Source organism: Pseudoclavibacter sp. 13-3 (assembly GCF_021168475.1).
Lineage (GTDB): Bacteria > Actinomycetota > Actinomycetes > Actinomycetales > Microbacteriaceae > Pseudoclavibacter_A.
Window position 1 is genome coordinate 142,585 of record NZ_JAJOZT010000002.1, and the last position, 18,622, is coordinate 161,206.

General features: G+C 64.5%; 12 protein-coding genes. 4 read left to right on the forward strand and 8 right to left on the reverse strand.

From position 1 onward, the window contains the following. Positions 1 to 77 precede the first annotated feature (77 nt). The 5 genes from LRX77_RS04230 to LRX77_RS04250 all read right to left on the reverse strand — a co-directional run bounded on the left by LRX77_RS04230 (position 78) and on the right by LRX77_RS04250 (position 5,439). Positions 78 to 1,505, reverse strand: coding sequence for a flavin-containing monooxygenase (locus LRX77_RS04230; RefSeq protein WP_231831686.1), 1,428 nt, complete (start codon positions 1,503 to 1,505; stop codon positions 78 to 80). Positions 1,506 to 1,624: 119 nt separating this feature from the next. After that, on the reverse strand, positions 1,625 to 2,761 hold the full coding sequence (locus tag LRX77_RS04235) for a tyramine oxidase subunit B (protein WP_231831688.1): 1,137 nt from the start codon (positions 2,759 to 2,761) through the stop codon (positions 1,625 to 1,627). Continuing rightward, positions 2,758 to 3,534 carry an ABC transporter ATP-binding protein gene (locus LRX77_RS04240; protein WP_231831690.1) on the reverse strand — a complete coding sequence of 259 codons (777 nt, stop codon included), beginning with the start codon at positions 3,532 to 3,534 and terminating at the stop codon, positions 2,758 to 2,760. The genes LRX77_RS04235 and LRX77_RS04240 overlap by 4 nt, the downstream gene beginning before the upstream one ends. After that, a complete protein-coding gene (locus tag LRX77_RS04245; protein WP_231831691.1) occupies positions 3,531 to 4,379 on the reverse strand; it encodes an ABC transporter permease in 849 nt (282 codons plus the stop codon). The genes LRX77_RS04240 and LRX77_RS04245 overlap by 4 nt, the downstream gene beginning before the upstream one ends. 49 nt (positions 4,380 to 4,428) lie before the next feature. Continuing rightward, a complete protein-coding gene (locus tag LRX77_RS04250) occupies positions 4,429 to 5,439 on the reverse strand; it encodes an aliphatic sulfonate ABC transporter substrate-binding protein (protein WP_231831692.1) in 1,011 nt (336 codons plus the stop codon). Positions 5,440 to 5,792: 353 nt separating this feature from the next. On the opposite strand from LRX77_RS04250, the gene LRX77_RS04255 reads away from it, so the two are divergent. Further along, a complete protein-coding gene (locus LRX77_RS04255; RefSeq protein WP_231831693.1) occupies positions 5,793 to 7,445 on the forward strand; it encodes an amidohydrolase in 1,653 nt (550 codons plus the stop codon). A 66-nt stretch (positions 7,446 to 7,511) separates the two neighbouring features. Beyond that, positions 7,512 to 8,654 (forward strand): N-methyl-L-tryptophan oxidase, encoded by a 1,143-nt coding sequence (solA, locus tag LRX77_RS04260; protein WP_231831694.1) that lies wholly within the window; start codon positions 7,512 to 7,514, stop codon positions 8,652 to 8,654. 459 nt (positions 8,655 to 9,113) lie between these two features. Here solA and LRX77_RS04265 read toward each other — a convergent pair whose 3' ends face one another. From LRX77_RS04265 to LRX77_RS04275, 3 genes are all read right to left on the reverse strand, one after another. Continuing rightward, positions 9,114 to 9,884, reverse strand: coding sequence for a tyrosine-protein phosphatase (locus LRX77_RS04265; protein ID WP_231831695.1), 771 nt, complete (start codon positions 9,882 to 9,884; stop codon positions 9,114 to 9,116). A 9-nt stretch (positions 9,885 to 9,893) separates the two neighbouring features. Further along, a complete protein-coding gene (locus LRX77_RS04270; RefSeq protein WP_231831696.1) occupies positions 9,894 to 12,311 on the reverse strand; it encodes a helix-turn-helix transcriptional regulator in 2,418 nt (805 codons plus the stop codon). A gap of 399 nt (positions 12,312 to 12,710) precedes the next feature. Then, a complete protein-coding gene (locus tag LRX77_RS04275) occupies positions 12,711 to 15,212 on the reverse strand; it encodes a hypothetical protein (protein ID WP_231831697.1) in 2,502 nt (833 codons plus the stop codon). A gap of 511 nt (positions 15,213 to 15,723) precedes the next feature. Here LRX77_RS04275 and LRX77_RS04280 point away from each other — a divergent pair. Together LRX77_RS04280 and LRX77_RS04285 are read left to right on the forward strand one after the other, a co-directional pair. Further along, entirely contained in the window at positions 15,724 to 16,914 is a 1,191-nt protein-coding gene (locus LRX77_RS04280) for an FAD-dependent oxidoreductase (protein WP_231831698.1), read from the forward strand. A gap of 270 nt (positions 16,915 to 17,184) precedes the next feature. Further along, positions 17,185 to 18,600, forward strand: a complete 1,416-nt coding sequence (locus LRX77_RS04285; protein WP_231831699.1) for an aminopeptidase C — start codon at positions 17,185 to 17,187, stop codon at positions 18,598 to 18,600. Positions 18,601 to 18,622: the final 22 nt, after the last annotated feature.

Genomic DNA, 18,622 nt, shown 5'->3' on the forward strand with positions numbered 1-18,622 from the left:
GCTCTGCCTGGCGGGGGTGCACGTGGTGCCAGCCAGTGCGCTGGACGTCTGGTCGGCACCACGCTCCTCTTGTCGGACTACCGTGAGGCTGCAGCGGGTTCGCGGTCGACCGAGTGCCGCAGCCCCAGCGATTCGGGCGACTGCACCGCCTGGTAGAAGTCGGCGTCGCGAACTGCGGGGATGGGCACCTGGTACTTCTCAGAGATGGTGGTGAACGCCTGCTCGAGCGCGGGCAGATGCACCTGATTGGCGTTGCGCTCGACACTGAGGAAGGGGAATCCGCCGGTGAGATCGGGGCGGTAGTCGTTTCGGATGGCCGCCATGTTCTCGGCATTCTCGCCGGTCAACTGGGCGTGGGCGTCGGCTGCGGCGAGCTGGGCCATCCGGTCGAACGTCGGAAAGGTGCTGCCCCCGAAGTGGATGGCCCCGGCGAAGTACAGACCGGCCTGCGTCGGAGAGAAGGTTCCCAAGTGCGTGTCGGGGTGCCCGTGCGAGTACGACACGAGCTCGTCAGCCAGCCAGGGCAGTGACACGCGATAGCCGGTGGCGAGAACGATTGTGTCGACGGTCTCTTCACGGCCGTCGCAGAACACCACCGAGCGTTCTCTGACCTCTGCGACGTCGGGCCGATGGCTCAGCATGCCGTGCGCGAGGCAGTGGATGACCTGCCCGTTCACGATCGTGTGCGTGGTGCCCAGCTGATGGTCTGGGTGTGGCAGGCCGTAGGTGGTCAAGTCGCCGACGGAGTCGACGATCATCTGCTCGATCTGCTCAGGGGTCTTGCCGGCGAGCGGCCCCGAGGTCTGCGGCGGGATGTTGCCGGCCATCAGGTCGGGAACCGGCAGCCCAAACAGATACTTCGGCAGATACCAGTATCCTCGTCGAGTCGACAGGTAGGCCGTGCGGCCATGGAATGCGGCATCGGCGACGATGTCGACTCCGGAGTTTCCGGCGCCCACGACGAGCACGTCACGGCCGGCGAACTGGTGCGGCCCCTCATATGCCGAAGAGTGCATGATGGTGCCGGTGAAGCTGGAGAGGCCGGGGATGTCTGGCAGAACGGGAACCCACTGGCCGCCAGAGGCCACCACGACGCCACGATACGATCTGATCTCGCCGTCGCTGGTCTGCACCTTCCAGAAGCGGTCTCGGCCGGTGCCCACCGGCCACGCCCGCGTCACGCTGACGCCGAAGCGCGCATGATCGGCGAGCCCGAAGTCGCGCGCGAACGCCTGAACGTAGTCGCGGATCTGATCCCAGCGCGGATACATCGGGTAGTCGGCGGGCATCGGATAGCCGATGAAACCGCCGAAGTCGCGGCTCGAGATGAAGTTGCACGAGGAGTACAGCGGCGAGCCGGGCTGATCCTTGTTCCAGATGCCGCCCGGTCTCGTGTGCCGCTCGATGATCTCGGTGTCGATGCCGTAGCGCTTGAACGCGCGTGCGGTGACGAGGCCGGCGGGGCCGCCGCCCACGATGCAGTAGTTCTCTGGCAGATGTGACATGAGTGATCTCCTCTTTCTTCTGTTTTCGCCTGCGGGCCGCTCGACAGCGCCTGCAGGGCCTTCACCGTGCTCGTCCGCATCGTGTGTCCGGCCTCGTGCGCAGTGCAGTGCAGTGCAGCTCAGCGCAGCTCCGGGGCCTCCCAGATCGGCAGTCGCACACCGAGGTCGCTCTCTGCGGCTCGCCGATACAGCTCTGTGGCCCACGCGACGTCTTCGACGGGCAGCCCTCCGGTGCCGAAGAAGATGATCTCGTCGTCGCTGCGACGCCCGCTGTGGCGACCCGAGAAGACGTCGGCGAGCGCGACGGGCGTGGCGGATGTCGCATCGGCCTGGTATCGCTCGGCCAGCTGCACGCCGAACAGCCCACGAATCGACTCGCGAGGCGGGGCGACCTCGAGCATCCACTGCTCGTAGAGCCTCGTGCTGTCGACGATGGTCGTGTGCTCCCAGGCGGCATCATCCAGGCTGACGTCGGCCGGCAGGCAGACGAGGGCTCCCGGTTTGAGCTGGGAGGTGCTGATGGCCGGCGGCGCATCGCTCGAGATCGCCACGCTCACGATGTCTGCGTCGGCCAGCGCCTCGGCGACAGACGAGACGACCACGATCTCGGGAAGCGGGCTGATGCGATCTGACAGGGCCTGTGCGAAGTGGTCGATGCCGGCCTGTGAGCGTCCAACGATGAGGATGCGCTCGATGCCGGGTCGCGCGACCAGGTAGGCCTCGCACGCGGCGATGTTGATGGCGCCTGGGCCGATCACGGCGAGCACCCGGGCATCCTCGCGGGCGAGCACCCGTGCTCCGACGCCGAGCACACCGGCCGTGCGGTAGGCGCTGATCAGATTGCCCGACATGATGCACAGCGGCGCGCCCGTGTCTTTGTCGTGCAGGGCGATCATGTGAATCGAGCGAGGAAGCCCTCTGCTGCGGTTGTCGACGTTCGAGGCGTACCACTTGAGCCCGAGCATGTCGAAGCGGCCGCCGAGATATGCGGGCATCGCGGCGAAGCGCCGGTCTGGGCCGTTCAGCGGCATGCCCGCGAAGGGGCTGCTGTCGGGAAAGCCCATCTCGAGCCCGTGCGACTCGCCGAGCTCGCCCGCCATGACATAGTCTCCCTCTGCCAGCAGACGGAACATCTCGTCGAGCGTCGACATGCAGGCGGCCATGTCTCTGGCACCGCAGCGCACCAGCGCTGGCTCGTCCAGATACCGAAAGGCGAGTGCCGCGGCGGTGGCCGAGGAGTCGACCCGGGTGCTCATTCGAACTCGCTCAGAATGTCGGCGTAGAGGGCGCGGAACCGGTCGCTGACGATCACCTCTTTGTCGCGTGGCCGCGGCAGATCGATCGGCACTTCGCGCTTGATGGTGCCGGGGCGCGAACTCATGATGACGACGCGGTCAGAGGTGAAGACGGCCTCTTCGATGTCGTGCGTGATGAGCATGACCGTCAGCTTGTGCTGCTCCCAGACCCTGGTGAGCAGCTCCTGCATGCTGCGTCGGGTGAGCGCGTCGAGTGCCCCGAACGGTTCGTCCATGAGCAGCACCTTGGGGCGGTACGAGAGCGAACGAGCGAGGGCGACGCGCTGCTGCATGCCGCCGGAGAGCTGGTTGGGAAACTTGTCTTCGAAGCCGTCGAGACCGACGAGGTGCAGATGCTCCTGCGTGATCTGCTTCGCCTCGGCCTTCGACAGACCCTGCTCTCCGCGCAGCGCGAACATGACGTTGTCGAAGACCGTCAGCCACGGCAGCAGCGTCGCGCTCTGAAAGACGACGCCGCGATCACGGCCGGGGCCGGAGATCTCGCTGCCGCCGACGGCCACGTCGCCCTCAGTCGCCGGTTCGAGGCCCGCGATGATCGAGAGCAGCGTCGACTTGCCGCATCCCGACTGCCCGACGATCGACACGAACTCGTTGCGGTGCAGGTTGAGCGTCACGTCGTGCAGGGCTGTGACGTCGCCGAAGCGCTTGGTGACCTGGCCGACGCGCACGACCACATCGGTCTGCTCGGCGGTTGACTGGATGGTGGCGTTCATGAGCGTCCTTTCAGGTAGCGGAACATGCGGCGCCCGACGCCGCGCATGATCTGGTCGAAGACCAGACCGAGCACGCCGAGCACGATGACGTAGGCGATGATCGTGTCGGTTGCGAGGAACCGCTGGGCCTGCGTGATGCGATACCCCATGCCGCTGGTGGCCGCCACCAGCTCGGCGACGACGAGCCACGTCCAGGCCCAGCCGAGGCAGATGCGCAGTGTGTCCCAGATGCGCGGCATGGCCGAGGGAAGCACGATGCGAATCAGAATCTGGAATCGAGACATGCCGAGCGTGGCGCCCAGATTCTGATATGCGCGCGGTACCTGACGCACCGCATCGGCCACCATCAGCACTTCTTGGAAGAATGTGCCGAGCCAGATGATCAGAAACTTCTGCGTGTCGTCTGTGCCGACCCAGAGAATGGTCAGCGGCACGAAGGCGACGACGGGCATGTACCGGATGAAGTCGACGAAGGGCTCGATGGCCGCCTCGAAGCGAGGGTCTGATCCGGCCAGGATGCCCAGAGGCAGAGCGACCACGCTGGCGAGCAGATAGCCGATCATGACGCGGTAGATGCTCACCGACATGTCGCCCCACAACTGGCCGTTCTCAGTCGTCTTGACGAGCACGTCGAGAACGGCCAGCGGCGAGGGCAGGAACATCTCTTTGACCAGGCCGAGACCGGTGATGATCGACCAGATGACGAGCACGACGACGAACGAGCTGATGGCGATGCCGATGTACTTCACTCGTCCGATCGGCGTCGGCAGAACGCTATTGAACCGTCGTGTGGCTCTGCGGCTGTCTGCGGTACTGTTGCCGCTGCTCTGTGCAACCGATGTCATGGCTGTGTGCCCTCTCTCTTCGATCTCACCCGTCTCGCCTGAGCCGGTCTCACTTCACGAACTGCGTGTCGACGACTTTCGAGAGGTCGGTCTTCTTCGTCAGAATGCCGGCGCTGATGGCCGACTCCTGCACGCTGGGCAGCACGTTCTCGAGGTAGTTGCCGCCGAGCTCGGTCTTGTTGTCGTCGAGCGAGAAGAACTTCACGCCGGCGAAGGCGGTCTTCAGATCTTCGGCCGACGAACCGACGTTGGTGGCGATGATCTGCTGCGCCTCGTCGGGGTTCGAGTTGTAGAAGTCGACTGCGGGGCCCCAGGCTGCGATCGTCTTGCGCACCGCTTCCGGCTTCTCGTCGAGGGCCTTCTTCGAGATGAACAGCACGTCTGAGATCAGCCCCTCTTTCTTGTCGGCGGTGTAGAGCTTCTTGATCGACGAGTTCTGAGCCAGCGAATCGGTGATGTAGGGCTCATAGGTGACCGCGGCATCCACGCGGCCCGAAGAGAGCGCGACGGCGGCGTCTGACGGGGCCATCGGCACCGATTCGACGTCGTTGATCGACATGCCGTTCTCGGTCAGCGCGTGGTCGAGCAGCAGGTTGCTGACCGAGCCCTCTTCATAGGCGACCTTCTTGCCCTTCAGGTCGGCGATCGACGAGATGCCATCTGATGCGAGCACTGCATCTGCGGTGAGCGACGTGTCGAGCAGCAGACCGATGTAGCCGTCCTGGCCGTTCTCGAGCCACTGCAGGGCAGAGTGCGAGGCCGCGTTCGCGACATCGACCTGGCCTGAACCGAGCGCGGCGGTCATCTGCGAGTCGTCGTCGAAGCTGGTGATCTTGGCGTTGACGCCCTGATCTGTGAAATAGCCCTTGTCCTGCGCGATGTACCACGGCCCATAGCCGAGCCACGGCTGCGTCGCGATCGAGATGGTGTCGGTGGCGCTGTCAGAGCTGCTGGAGTTCGCAGAGCTGCAGCCGACGAGGGCGCTCGCAGACAGAGCGGTGATGAGGGCCGTGGCGGCCAGGGCGCGTCGCCGAGAAGGGCGTGATGTGATGGTGAACAAGGGGCTCCTTCGATCGTTCGTCGCACGGAATCGAGCTTCTGCCGTGCGTTTCATGACTCAAGATTCGACGTGTGGCGGGGTGCAAGCAAATGCGCTTCCATTGCCCAAAACATCAAAATAACTGATATAGCCCATTCGTAATAACGAAGAAATGAATGCGTAACACGGTGGCAACGTGGTGCGTGCGCAGAGCCGGATCAGCGTCGCCACGGTTTACAGGAATGACATATCTGATTTTTGTATTCACTCCCCTTGCCCGGATGATTTGCAATGATCGACCGGCATTCGGCTCAATGAGTGAGTGAACGGTTGACTCCAGCCGTTGATCAGCGGCTCACAGCGAGAGGAACCTCATGCAGACCGACCGCACATTCACGATCGTCGACGCGAATCTCTACCTCGGGCAGGGACGCTGGAGCAGAGGGTGCGTCGGCGTGAGCGACGGGCTCATCACCTCGGTTTCAGCCGATGCCTCCGACGTCTCGGGCACACCGCAGGAGGGGCGGGTGATCGACGCTCGCGGCGGAAGCCTGCTGCCCGGCCTCCAAGATGCGCATGTGCACCCCGAGCACGGTGGCAGCGGCCTTCTCGGCGTCGATCTGGCGCCGGTGCACGACGTCACAGACTATCAGCGGCTGCTGCAGGAATACGCAGAACAGCATCCTCAGGACGAGGTCGTCGTGGGGTACGGCTGGTATGGGGATCTCTTTCCGGGAGGCATGCCCGGCGCCGCCGTTCTGGACGAGGCGATCAACGATCGACCGGTCATCGTGAACGGCCACGACGGTCACAGCATGTGGTGCAACTCGCGCGCACTGCAGGAGGCCGGAATCACCGAGGCGACGCCCGACCCTCGCGGCGGTCGAATCGTTCGAGACGCATCTGGTCGCCCTACGGGCACGCTGCTCGATGCCGCGATGGATCTCGCTGCGGCCCTGCGGCCGGCCAAGTCGATCGACGGGGTGAAGGCCGCGCTGCTCGCCGCGCAGCATCGGCTCAACTCCGTCGGCGTGACCGCGTGGGCGGATGCCATGGTCGGCGTCAGCGAGCTGGGGCCCGACCCGTTCGAGGCCTACCTGCAGCTGGCCCGTGAAGGGGCGCTGCACAGCCACGTCTCACTGGCGCTCTGGTGGGATCGAACACGAGGCCTGGAACAGATCGACGACTTCGTCAGACGGCGTGAACAGGCGCGCGACGAGCCCCTGCTCAGCGCGTCGACCGTCAAGATCATGCAGGACGGCATGGTCGAGAACCACACGGCGGCCATGCTCGCCCCCTACGCCGACAGTACTGAGCCGATCAGCGGCGACTCGTTCATACCTGCTGCGGAGCTTCGCGAGATCTCGCAGCGGCTCGATCGACTCGGCTTCGACATCCACTATCACGCCTGCGGAGATCGAGCCGTGCGCGAGTGTCTGGACGCGGTCGAAGCGGTTCGTCGTTCTGGCGGGGGAGCGGGACGGCGGCATCAGATCGCCCATCTCGATGTCGTGCACCCAGCCGATCTGCAGCGTTTCGCCGAACTCGACGTCACCGCCAACGTGCAGATGCTCTGGGCCCGTCGTGACAAAGAGATGATCGAGCGCAAGCTGCCGCAGCTCGGCGTCGCACGTGAGGCGATGCAGTTTCCGTTCGCCTCTCTGCGACGAGCCGGCGCGCGCCTCGCCGCCGGCAGCGACTGGCCGGTCTCTGACCCCAACCCGCTCTGGGCCGTGCACACGGGGATGCTGCGCACCGCGCCGACGGCCGACGTGCACGCGATCGGAGGTCAGGCGCTGACGCATCCGCTCGAACGGCAGGAGGGAATCGAGTTCAGCGCGGCATTGGACGCCTACCTGACCGGTGCCGCTTGGGTGAACCGACTCGATGACCGTGGGGCGCTGCGACCGGGGCTGGCCGCAGACCTCGTGCTGCTGCGGCAGAACCTTCGCGAGACTCCAGACCTGTCGACGGTCGAGGTCATCGAGACGTTCGTCGACGGTGTCAGCGTCTACCAGGCCGAGTGACGGCTCTGCGGGGCAGAGCGACTGAGAAAGACCGAGATACTGAGACAGATTGAGAGGCGAAGACAGATGCGTGCAGATGTCGTCGTAGTCGGCCTGGGAACCATCGGGGCGCTGACCCTGGCCGAGTTGAGCGGCGTTCCCGGGCGCAAGGTCGTCGGAGTCGAACGGTTCGGCCCAGTGCACAGCCATGGTGCCTTCACCGGAGAGTCGAGGGTGTTCCGCACAGCGGTGCACGAAGGCGAGCGCTACGTGCCCGCTCTGCTCGAGGCGCGGCGACTCTGGAAGCGTCTCGGCGCGCAGGTCGGGCGCAGACTGCTGCTCGAGACGGGCGTGCTCTCGATCGGCCCCAGCGGTTCTGCGGCCATCGAGACCACGGCATCCGAAGCACAGCGCTTCGACCTGCCTCACGAGGCTCTCGACCACGCCGAGCTGCATCGGCGCTACCCGCAGCACGACCTCGATGCAGAAGACGTCGGCTTTCTCGACCTGCTCGGGGGCGGTCTTCGCCCAGAGCTGACCGTGCTGAGCGGCTTGGAGATCGCCTCGGCGAACGGGGCAGAGATCGTGGTGCGGTCGCCGGCAACCGCCATCGAGCATCGTGGGGATGCCATGGCCGTGATCACCGCAGAGGGTGAGATCGTCGCCGATCGCGTGGTGGTCTGCGCTGGCAGCCGGGCCGCAGAGCTGCTTCCTCAGCTCGCCGGACTTCTGCGGGTGACGCCGCTTTCGCTCACCTGGTTCGCCCCGCACCACATCGATCAGTTCACCCCTGATCGATTTCCCGTCTTTCTGCGTGATCGGGGCAGCTCGCATCTCTTCGGCGTGCCGACGCTCGACGGGTTCAGCATCAAGGCCAGCGCGGGCGATCTCTGGGGAAACTCCGAGCGTCTCGCAGACGCCCCTACCGAGGTCGATCTGCCGACCCTCGAGCGCATTGCCCAGACGGCTTCGTGGTTTCTGCCAGATCTCAACCCCGAGCCGGTTCGGGTCAGCATGCACCATGATGCCTACGCGAGCGACCGTGTGCCGATCATCGACTCGTCAGATGACGGCAGACTGACCATCGTCGCCGGGCTCTCCGGCCACGGATTCAAGTTCGCGCCGATCTTCAGCAAGTGGGCGGCGACGCTGGCGCTGGGGGAACTGCCCGACGGCTACGACCCGCAGCTCTACGGCCTCGACGCTCATCGCCCGTGTGAGCCGGCCTGAAGCCGGATGCTGCGTTTGCGCACTGCGTCATTGATGTGGATTGCCCGGCATCATCGCCGATCGCTCGAAGTCGGTTGATCTTGAGCGATCGCGGTGCATTGGGAGTGATCGCCGAATTGTCTCGACAGCTGCGACGAGGTGCGTTGCGCGACGTGGTTGGTCTCTTGTCTCGGCGCTGCCGAGGCCGTGCCGATCGGCCTGCAGGCGGAATCTTCGGGGCGCTCGGGGCCTGCGTCGTCGCACTGGGGTAGGAGAGCGACGGGGCCCGTGCACGGTTCCGCTGAGGCGGGCGCCGTTCCGCTGAGATTGAGCTGATTTGAGCGGAACGGTGTCCTGGCGGGCGGATCCGTGCGCGGCATCTGACTGCGCGGGCGCGCAGGCGCAGGTTCAGGCGCAGGTTCAGGTTCAGCGCAGGTTCAGGTTCAGCGCAGGTGCAGACGAAGCTGCCAGCAGCATCCCTCAGGCGCTCAGCGAGCTCTGCAGCGCCGCGATCTCGACATCGGTGAGGCCGTTGCGCAGCAGGTATTCGACCGCGCTGCCGTACCGAGTGTCGAGGTGGTCGATCGCAGCCTCCAGCGCTGCGGGCGGGGCTTCGGCGATCAGCGTGCGCAGGGAATCCGTCACCACGGCGCCGGCGGCCTCGACCTTCGCGAGTGTGCCCTGCAGCCAGCGACCCGCCAGATTCGCCGTCGTCTCGGCGTAGTCGGCGACGACGGCATCCTGCGACACGCCCACAGCGAGCAGCAGCAGAGCGATGGTCACGCCGGTTCGGTCTTTGCCCGCGGTGCAGTGCACCAGCACCGCGCCGCGATCGGCGGCGATGTCACGCGCGACTGCGGCGAACACGGCCGCATCGTCGTCGAGCATGCCGCGGTAGAGGTCGGGCAGCGTGGGCAGCCCGGCGAGGCTCGCCTGCAGCGACCCCTCGAGCAGCGGCAGGTTGCGCGTGCGCACGGGGCGCTGAACGCCGAACGCACTGGGCAGCCCGGTGCGCTCGCGAGCGGTGCGCAGGTCGACCACGGTGTCGATCGGGCTGGCCTCGAGCCACTGCGACGCCTCGGGGCTGAGCGTGCCCGGCGCCGCGCTGCGATACAGGCGCTGCGAGCGGGTCTGCCCGCCGTGGGCGAGTGGCAGCCCGCCGACGTCGCGCAGGTTCACGAAGCCCGGCAGGCGGATGTCGCGGGAGCGCATCTGATCGGGTTGCGTGAGTGCAGGGTCAGAGGCAGTCATATGCTCAGGCTATCGTGCGGGCACATCGATCAGTCGCAGGCGTGAGGCCGCTGCGACCGCCTCGTCTCGGCCGTGCACGCCGAGCTTGCGGTACAGGCTGCGCACCTGCGACTTGACGGTGTTCACAGATACGGAAAGCCTCTCTGCGATCTGAACAGGGCCCTTCGCCTCGGCGAGCTCGGTCAGCACGATGCGTTCGCGTTCGGTCAGCTCTGGGCAGGAGTCATCGTCTGCCGCCGGGCCTTCAAGCTGCAGAAGCACAGGCAGACCTTCGGCTCTCGCTCTCAGCTTTGACATCAGGGGATCATCAGAGGTCGTGCAGAAGGCCAACAGGCGGTTCCGCGACTGGCTGTCGAGCCTGACCAGTGGAAGCGTCAGATCGGTGCGATCGAGCAGAAAGGCCGCCTTGTGCAGCTGCTGCTTGCCAGAGTGCGTGCCCTGCTTGCTCAGGCGTGCCGCTGCAGTGAGCAGCGCGAGTTCGATGCGGTGCCGCGAATCGGCTGCACGCGGCTCTGCAGTCTCGTTCAGAATGGTGTTGGCCCGGTCGAGATCTCGCCGGCAGAGAGCGGCACGGGCGAGAAAGAGATTGCGAGAGAGCCTCGGCAGATCGGCAGCGACCTGCTGCATGATGCGCGTTGCGGCGCGAGGCCGCCCATCGGCGAGTGTGAGCTCTGCCTCAGCGAGACGAAACTGGGCGAATGAGTATCGGTTCATCGGGCGGGTGCCCTGAATTCGCAGCCTGAGCTCTTCGAGCTCGAGCAGACCGTCTGCGACGCGATTCTGACAGATCGCGAGCATCGCCCAGGCGTGGGCTCCGAGATGCACGCCGTCGTATGCCTCGATCACGTCGGAGTAATCGTTCAAGACCGTCTGCGCTTCGGCATACTGGGTGGCCTCGATGAGCTCGTTTGCCGAGTACAAGGCGCTCAGAACGATCAACGAATTCTCTCGCTCGTCGCCGATGACGGGTTGCAGACCCCTCGACGAGGGCATGCACGCTGCTGCTCTGCTGCGGTTGCCCAGCGCGAGGTGCGCGTTGGCGCACACGGCGTGTCCGATGGTCTCGCCGCGTGCTCCGTCTGCATCCAATGGCGGCACATCGTGCTCAATGGTCTTGACGGCCTGATCTGGCCGGCCGCGAAGCAGCTCGGCCTCGGCCGACCGCTCGAGAAACTCGACCATAATCTTCACCTTGGTCTGCATGAGTTCAGCACGATGCTGAGAGATGATGCGTTTGATGGCTGCGACCTCGGTCAGCGTGTCGCCGTCGAGAAACCCCAGCCGCAGCGCGATCATGCGAATGAGATTCCAGTACAACGTGTCGGTGATGTCAGGGGTCTGGGCATCGTCGAGTGCCCGAGCAGCCTTGTTCAGAGCCAGGCTCAGCAGGGCTCCGGCCTGGTGCTGTTTGCCCGGGGCCCAGAAGAGACCGCTGGCATACAGCGCACAGAGCAGCGGCTGTTCGCTGAGCTGCGCCGAGCTGAGTTGCCCCAGGAGTCGAGTGATCTCGCCGAACTCGCGGTTGATCAGAGCAGGCGCCATCTCGGTGACCAGCCGCGTCGCTCGTGCGAGTTCACCAGCCGCGAGAAACGCCTCGAAAGCTGCGAGTTCTTGTTGCGCGGCGGCGCAGCGTTCGCCATACCATGTGAGCGTGCGTCTGAGCTCTTTGCTCGAGACTCCAGGCAGATAGCCGGTGAACACCGAGCTGTACGCCTGGACGAGTGACAGACGGTCTGACTCTGGGGTTGTCCTGCTCAGCCCGAGCCCTTGCAGGGCAGCGAACGCCGCTGACGTGTCAGGCGCTGACTGCATCGCTGCGGCATTGACCGTTCCCAAAGCGCACAGAACGATGAGCTCATCTCGCAGAGGTCGTGTCGTCGTCTGCATCAGCGTGCTCTGCACGAGAGCTCGCGCCAAGGGGCGAGGGTCTGCAGACTGATCGTCAGAAGCCGAGGTATGCCGCCTGGCCTCTTGGAGGGTGAGGTAGGGAAGCTCACTGAACCGCGACCCCGCCAACGGCTGCTGACCGGTCACGTTGGCGTAGAGCTGTCGGCTCTCTTTCTCACTGAAGGCGAGCAGATCTGAAGTGATCACGTTGACAGAGCCCCCGAGCAGAGTGGCTACTCGCTCGGCCAGAGAGCTCGAACGAGTCGTGACGACCGCGCCGAGCCAAGGATGCCTTCGCATCTGCATCGTCAGCCACTCGACTGCTCGTTCGCGAGGAGAGGCGGGCCAACCGTCGATGACCAGCACCACATCGCGGCGAATCGCGTCAGTGCCATGAACCTTTCGATAGTCGGCATGCGATGCGACCAAAGCGGCTTCGAGGCCGTCTAGCTCGTCAGGGGCCAATGAAGGCGCGGCGATGTATGTATTCGGCGAGGTAGGGCATGCGGCCAGCATGGTGAGCCATTCATGCAACAGCATGGTTTTTCCTGCACCCATCGGGCCAGAGATGATGCAGACCTGTTCGCTCTCGAAGACGTGTTGAACGAGAGTGGAGCGAGCCACGTGATGCTCCGGCAGTCGAGCTGAGTCAGACGGCAGACGCCCGTAGTCACTGGCTGAGGATGTTGTGCTGGCGGATGCAGGCATCTGAGTGGGGTTCTTTCTGGACGTTCGGCGGGTGGATCATGCGGTGTGCGTTGACGCCGCGACTTGGCCCGTGCGGCGTGGTCACCCCTTACTGATTATTCCGCATCTTGGCATGCCCGGGGCATTTCGACAGGCCCTCGAACGAGAAAGGGCCGGGACACCACCCAAGGGTGATGGCCCGGCCCTTCTCAGACGATGGTCGTCAGACCATCATCTGCTGCAGCGCTCGAGTCATGAGTGTTTGCGGCGTGCTGCGATGATGCCGGCCAAACCGGCGGCCACCAGCGCCAGGGCACCTGCTGCCCATGCGCCAATCTCGAGGCCGGTGTGTGCCAGCTTGGAGTCGTCAGGCGAATTGGGCGCAACAGGCTGCTCGTCACTCGGCGTCGGCGTCACCGGGTCGGTGACGATGTCGACGCTGAGCGTTGAGGTTGCAGTCAGACCGTTCACATCGGTGACGGTGTATGCCTGCGGCGTGACCTTTCCGGTGTACGTCGGGTCGTCGGGGGTGAAGGTGGAGACCACCCTTCCGTCGACGAGCTCGATCTTCCACGTGCCCTCACCGGGAACGTGCTTGGTGGTCTCGCCGTTGTCGAACGTGACCTGCGTCAGCTCGCCGGTGCCGGGGATCGTCTCAGGATTCAGCGTGGCCGTCTCACCGGGCTTGATGGTCTGGTGATCAGGGTTGGCCTGCGGCGGCACGTTGATGTTGACCTTGAGCGTGCCCTGGTTGGAGGTCAGCTTGTTGCTGTCGGTGACGGAGTACGGCTGGTCCGTGACTGAGCCGTGGTAGCCCGTCTCGGGCTTGAAGGTCGAGGTGACCTTGCCGTCGACGACCTGGATGGTCCATTTGCCTTCGCCGGGGACGACGAGAGTCTTGCCGTCGTCGGTGGCGTTGGGGCTGTCGAACTTCACGTCGGTGATGTCGCCGGTTCCCTTGGTGGTCTCCGGGGTGAGCGTCGCGGTCTGATCAGGGTTGATCGTCTTCGTGTCGTCACCGGTGGTCGGCGGCACGTTGATGTTGACCTTGAGCGTGCCCTGGTTGGAGGTCAGCTTGTTGCTGTCGGTGACGGAGTACGGCTGGTCCGTGACTGAGCCGTGGTAGCCCGTCTCGGGCTTGAAGGTCGAGGTGACCTTGCCGTCGACGACCTGGATGGTCCATTTGCCTTCGCCGGGGACGACGAGAGTCTTGCCGTCGTCGGTGGCGTTGGGGCTGTCGAACTTCACGTCGGTGATGTCGCCGGTTCCCTTGGTGGTCTCCGGGGTGAGCGTCGCGGTCTGATCAGGGTTGATCGTCTTCGTGTCGTCACCGGTGGTCGGCGGCAGGTTGATGAACACGTTGAGGTCTGATTTTGCGGTCAGGCCGTTGGTGTCGGTGATCGTGTAGGGCTCGACGGGGATCTGGCCGGTGACGGTGGCGTCTTTCGGGGTGAAGGTTGCTTTGGCCTTGCCGTCGACGAGCTCGATGTTCCAGGTGCCCTTGTCGGTTTCCTTGGTGGTCTGACCGTTGTCGAAGACTGCCTTGTTGACCGTGCCGTTGCCGGGTGTGGTGCCCAGGTCGCCGAGGTCGAGTGCCTGGTCAGTCGGGTTCGATTTAACCGTGCCCGGGCCGGTCTTCGGGCCCTTTGCCACGACGGTCGCTGTGCAATCAGGAACCTGGTTGCCGGTGACTTTGACAGAGGCTGTTGTGCCTGAAGTGGTCACAGTACCAGCAGGAGCTTCTTTGCCGTCGATCGTGCAGACCCAGTTAATGTCATAGGCCTCGATCGGAGTGCTACCCGCTGGTTTGTCGACCGTGTAATTCACCGTGGTGTCTGTGCCAGTGATGAACTGCGGTGACGAGGTGTTCTCACTGCCCCCGTCTTTTCCAGTGGTCTCAGACGTTCCCTGTGGGTCGCCATTCTTGTCGATGGTGATGTTGAACTGGCCGTCTGAGCCACCATCCTGCTTGACGTCGACGGTTCCGGTCGCTTTGCTGAACACAACTGCGAACGCCACGCCCTGGCGAGAGGTGCTGGCTGTCGCGTTCACGAAGCTGCTGGAGATCGTCGTCGGGTTCTCCGCCTGCACCATCATGATGCCGCGATATCCGGCGGCGACCTTGACAGTCGACTTGCAGGTGACCGAGTTGGTTCCCAGCCCTGACTTCTCAGCCGTGCACGGGGGCTCTCCTCCTTCAGGCACAACTTCCTGATAAGCATTCAACGGTTGGTCAGAGGTCCAGGTGAAGCCCTCGCCGGTGCCTGACGACTCTGCGTCAGCCATGACGATTCCGTAGCCGGAAGTGACATATGCCTGTGATTTGGTGTCGAAGACCTTGATGTCTGACAGGGTGACTGTGTCGCGCAGCGAGTCATTGTGCGGGACATCAGGATTTGCGATGTCCTGATACAGCGCAGGAAGACCGGTGGTTCCCGTGTAGTACGGCTGGCCGTTGAGCGTGTTTCCGAGAACAGCTCCGTCCCAAGCTGGCAGTGCCGTGGCGGTCACACCATTCGCGCCGTCAGCGCCCTTGTCGACAATCGCGGTAAAGGACAGTACGTAGTCACCGAGTTTGATCGTCATCGGCTTGTTCACAGGCATGTCGTTCGGGTTGACGCTGCCGAAGCCGGCGAAATTGATCCAGCAGAGTCCGTTTGCGCCGGGGCCACCCTCGCCATATGAACAGCCAGCCGTGGCGTCGCTCTCAGTCGCCGAAGCAGTCGCCGTGAAACCGGCGATACTGCCGCCCACGAGAAGCGCCGTTGCGGCACCTGTCGCCAGCGCTTTCTTTCCTGTTCGGCGAAGGGCTCCGCCGAGTGATGTGATTTGTCGCAATATCTTGTCCCTTTCGATGTCGCGAGTGCGCAGGCCGGAAGGCCCTGTGCGGTGTGATTGCTGCAGCTTCCCTGAAGTGAAAAGTTCACATGCTAATACGCATAAGCGGATGCTGCAGGAAACTCTGCGCTTTGATGGTAGAGGCCGAGGTCGCGCACGTCAGGTGCCCCACAATGGGTGAGTGGTGGGGTGAATCGCGGGCTTGAGGCCAGTGAATGAGCGGCGCCAAGTTGTCAGAATTGCGGGGCCCCTCGACGCGGAGCATGCGACTTCACCCCGCAGAATCACCCTGATGCTGCTCTGGAGTGCTGGAACACGGGCGAAGGCAAGCGTGTGACGGGTTGAATCGACGAGAGAGAAGCCTTCTGCGGCGGCTCGCGCCTTCTACTGTCAGCAGGTGGTGGCGACACCTCGTTAGGCTGAAACGATGAGCGCATCAGCGACAGTGACTGCACATTACGACCACATCATCATCGGCGGCGGAGCCATGGGCTCGGCGGCTGCCTGGCAGCTCGCCCGCGCCGGCAGGTCGGTGCTGCTGATCGAGCGTTTCGCGCAGCTGCACGACCACGGCGCATCTCACGGAGCGAGCCGCAACTTCAACATCGCCTACACCGAGCCCGACTACCTCGATCTCGTCGCAGAGGCCGGTTATCTGTGGCGGGCCCTCGAAGCAGAGACAGACACGCGTGTGCTCGACCTGGTCGGTCTGGTCAATCACGGCGCCGGTGAGCTGGAGCACCACGACGAACTGCTGCATCTGCACGGCTTCTCGGCGACCACGCTGGCCCCTGAAGAGGCGCAGGAACGCTGGCCGGGCATCCGCTTCGACACCCGCGTGACCTACACGCCCGACGGCGGCCGGCTCAACCCCGATCGCGCGATTCCCGCGCTGCAGGCAGCTGCAGCCCGACACGACGCCGAGTTTCGCTACGACACCGCGATGCGCGCGATCGAGATCGCCGCCGACGGTCAGACCGTTCGTGTGAGCACCGACGACGCGACCTATGCCGCACCCAGCCTGGTCGTCACGGCGGGCGCGTGGGCGCATCCGCTGCTTGACGGGCTTGTCGGTCTGCCGCCGCTGCGCGTCACGCAAGAGCAGCCCGCCCACTTCGCCCTCACTGCTGCGGGCGCTGCTGCCGGCGCCGCAGCATTCGACGGCGCCGACGAGGCCACCCAAGCCCTCTGGCCCGGTTTCAACCACCTGGCTGCCCCGGGCGACCGCCGCACCGAGTGGTGGTATTCGAACGTCTACGGCATGCTCACCCCCGGCGAGGGCGTCAAGGCCGGCTGGCACGGCACCGGGCCGGTGGTCGACCCCGATCATCGTTCGTATGCTCCCGAGCCTCGCCAGCTGGCGGCGCTGCAGCGTTACGTGCGCGAGTGGCTGCCGGGCGCCGACGCCGACCGGCTGGTGCCGGTCAGCTGCACATACACGACCACCCCCGACGAAGACTTCGTCATCGACCGGCGCGGCCCGATCGTGGTCGGGGCCGGCTTCAGCGGGCACGGCTTCAAGTTCACTCCCGCCGTCGGGCGGATGCTGGCCGAGCTCGCGATGGATGCCGACGCCCGACCGATGCCCCGGTTCGCGCTCTCCCGGTTCGGTCTGTAGGAGGGGCTGACGGCGTCGGTCTGCTCGTGACGTCAGCGATGACTGTTCAAGGGCTTCAGCGGTGCATGTTCAGGGGGCTTCGGTGATACATGTTAAAGATATGTGACGAATAATCGGGGCTGTAGGTGATGGAACCTCGATATGCGGGCAGCGCTGTACGCTGAGAGCAGTTTCGATCAGATAATACGATGTCGATGTCTGGCGGCGGTGGCTGTGAATCACGCGGATCTGCGTGACAGACGACGTCTCTGAACAATGAGAAGTGGAGTAATGGTGTCTGCAACAGATGCACACGATGGTGTTCTCACCTCAGCGCGGCTCGCCGAGTTGAGGCAGCAGTTTCTCGCCGACCCCGAGCGCGTGCGAGCCGAGAATGCGGTCACGAAGTCGAAGATCGACGACATCGCGCTGAACCGGCAGCGTCTGATTGACACGCCTCGCAGCATGTCGAACCGTCTCGACGACTGGGAGGCGGCGAATCAGAAGAACAGCGGGCGGTGCTGGCTCTTCGCCGCGCTCAACCTGCTGCGCAGCGATGCGCGCAAGAAGCTCGGGGTGAAGAACTTCGAGTTCAGCCAGAACCATGCGATGTACTGGGACAAGATCGAGCGGGCCAACTACTTTCTCGAAGACGTCATCGCCCTGGCCGACCGCGAGCCCGACGACCGCCTCATGTCGTTTCTGCTGAAGAACCTGCTGAGCGACGGCGGGCAGTGGAACATGGAGGTCAGCGTCTTTCTGAAACACGGCGTGGTGCCCAAAGAGGTCATGCCCGAGACCGAGTCGTCTGGCAATACGAGCCGCATGAACTCATCGCTCAGCACCCTGCTGCGCAAGGGCGCCAAAGAGCTGCGCGAACTCGTGCGCTCCGGCGCGAGCCTCGACGATGCCCGTGCGTTCAAAGACCGCCTGCTGGCCGACACGCACACCATTCTGACCATTCACCTGGGCGTGCCGCCGACCGAGTTCGAATGGCAGTGGAACGACGACAAGAACGAGTTTCATCGTGCGGGCGTGTTCACACCCCAGCAGTTTCTCGCGGAATACACCGACGTCGACCTGCGCGACTACATCTGCCTCGTCGACGACCCGCGGCCTGAGCACCCCAAGGGCTCGACGCTCACCGTCGCCCACCTGGGCAACGTGGTCGGCGGTGACCCGGTGCTCTATCTCAACGCAGACATCGACACGATCAAGAGTGTCACTGCAGCGACGATCGCCGATGGCGAGCCGGTCTGGTTCGGCTGTGACGTCGACCCCCAGTTCTACCGTGAAGACGGCGTCTGGGCCGCCGACCTGTTCGATTACTCCGGCGTGTACGGCGTCGATCTGAGCACGACCAAAGAAGACCGCATTCGCTACGGCGACAGTGAGATGACGCACGCGATGCTCTTCACCGGCGTCGACCTGGCCGAGCACTCCGACTCGGCGGGAACGCTCAGCGCAGACGAGACAGATGCCGCGTCAGCGACGACCCTGGGCACGCCGCGACGGTGGCGGGTCGAGAACAGCTGGGGCATCGAGAAGTTCGACAAGGGCTTCTGCACCATGCACGACTCCTGGTTCGACGAGTACGTCTTCGAGGTCGTCGTTCGCAAAGACCGCCTGCCTGCCGATCTGCAGGCCGCGGTCAGTGCCGAGCCGATCGTGCTCGATGCGTGGGATCCCATGGGCGCGCTGGCCTGATCTGACCTGATCTGGCCTGGTC

Excerpts from the sequence above, each read along its gene's own strand:
- LRX77_RS04265 (WP_231831695.1), bottom strand. The coding sequence starts at position 9,884 with ATGACTGCCTCTGACCCTGCACTCACGCAACCCGATCAGATGCGCTCC.
- LRX77_RS04285 (WP_231831699.1), top strand. The coding sequence starts at position 17,185 with ATGGTGTCTGCAACAGATGCACACGATGGTGTTCTCACCTCAGCGCGG.
- LRX77_RS04280 (WP_231831698.1), top strand. The coding sequence starts at position 15,724 with ATGAGCGCATCAGCGACAGTGACTGCACATTACGACCACATCATCATC.
- LRX77_RS04230 (WP_231831686.1), bottom strand. The coding sequence starts at position 1,505 with ATGTCACATCTGCCAGAGAACTACTGCATCGTGGGCGGCGGCCCCGCC.
- LRX77_RS04255 (WP_231831693.1), top strand. The coding sequence starts at position 5,793 with ATGCAGACCGACCGCACATTCACGATCGTCGACGCGAATCTCTACCTC.
- LRX77_RS04270 (WP_231831696.1), bottom strand. The coding sequence starts at position 12,311 with ATGCTGTTGCATGAATGGCTCACCATGCTGGCCGCATGCCCTACCTCG.
- LRX77_RS04245 (WP_231831691.1), bottom strand. The coding sequence starts at position 4,379 with ATGACATCGGTTGCACAGAGCAGCGGCAACAGTACCGCAGACAGCCGC.
- LRX77_RS04240 (WP_231831690.1), bottom strand. The coding sequence starts at position 3,534 with ATGAACGCCACCATCCAGTCAACCGCCGAGCAGACCGATGTGGTCGTG.
- solA (WP_231831694.1), top strand. The coding sequence starts at position 7,512 with ATGCGTGCAGATGTCGTCGTAGTCGGCCTGGGAACCATCGGGGCGCTG.
- LRX77_RS04235 (WP_231831688.1), bottom strand. The coding sequence starts at position 2,761 with ATGAGCACCCGGGTCGACTCCTCGGCCACCGCCGCGGCACTCGCCTTT.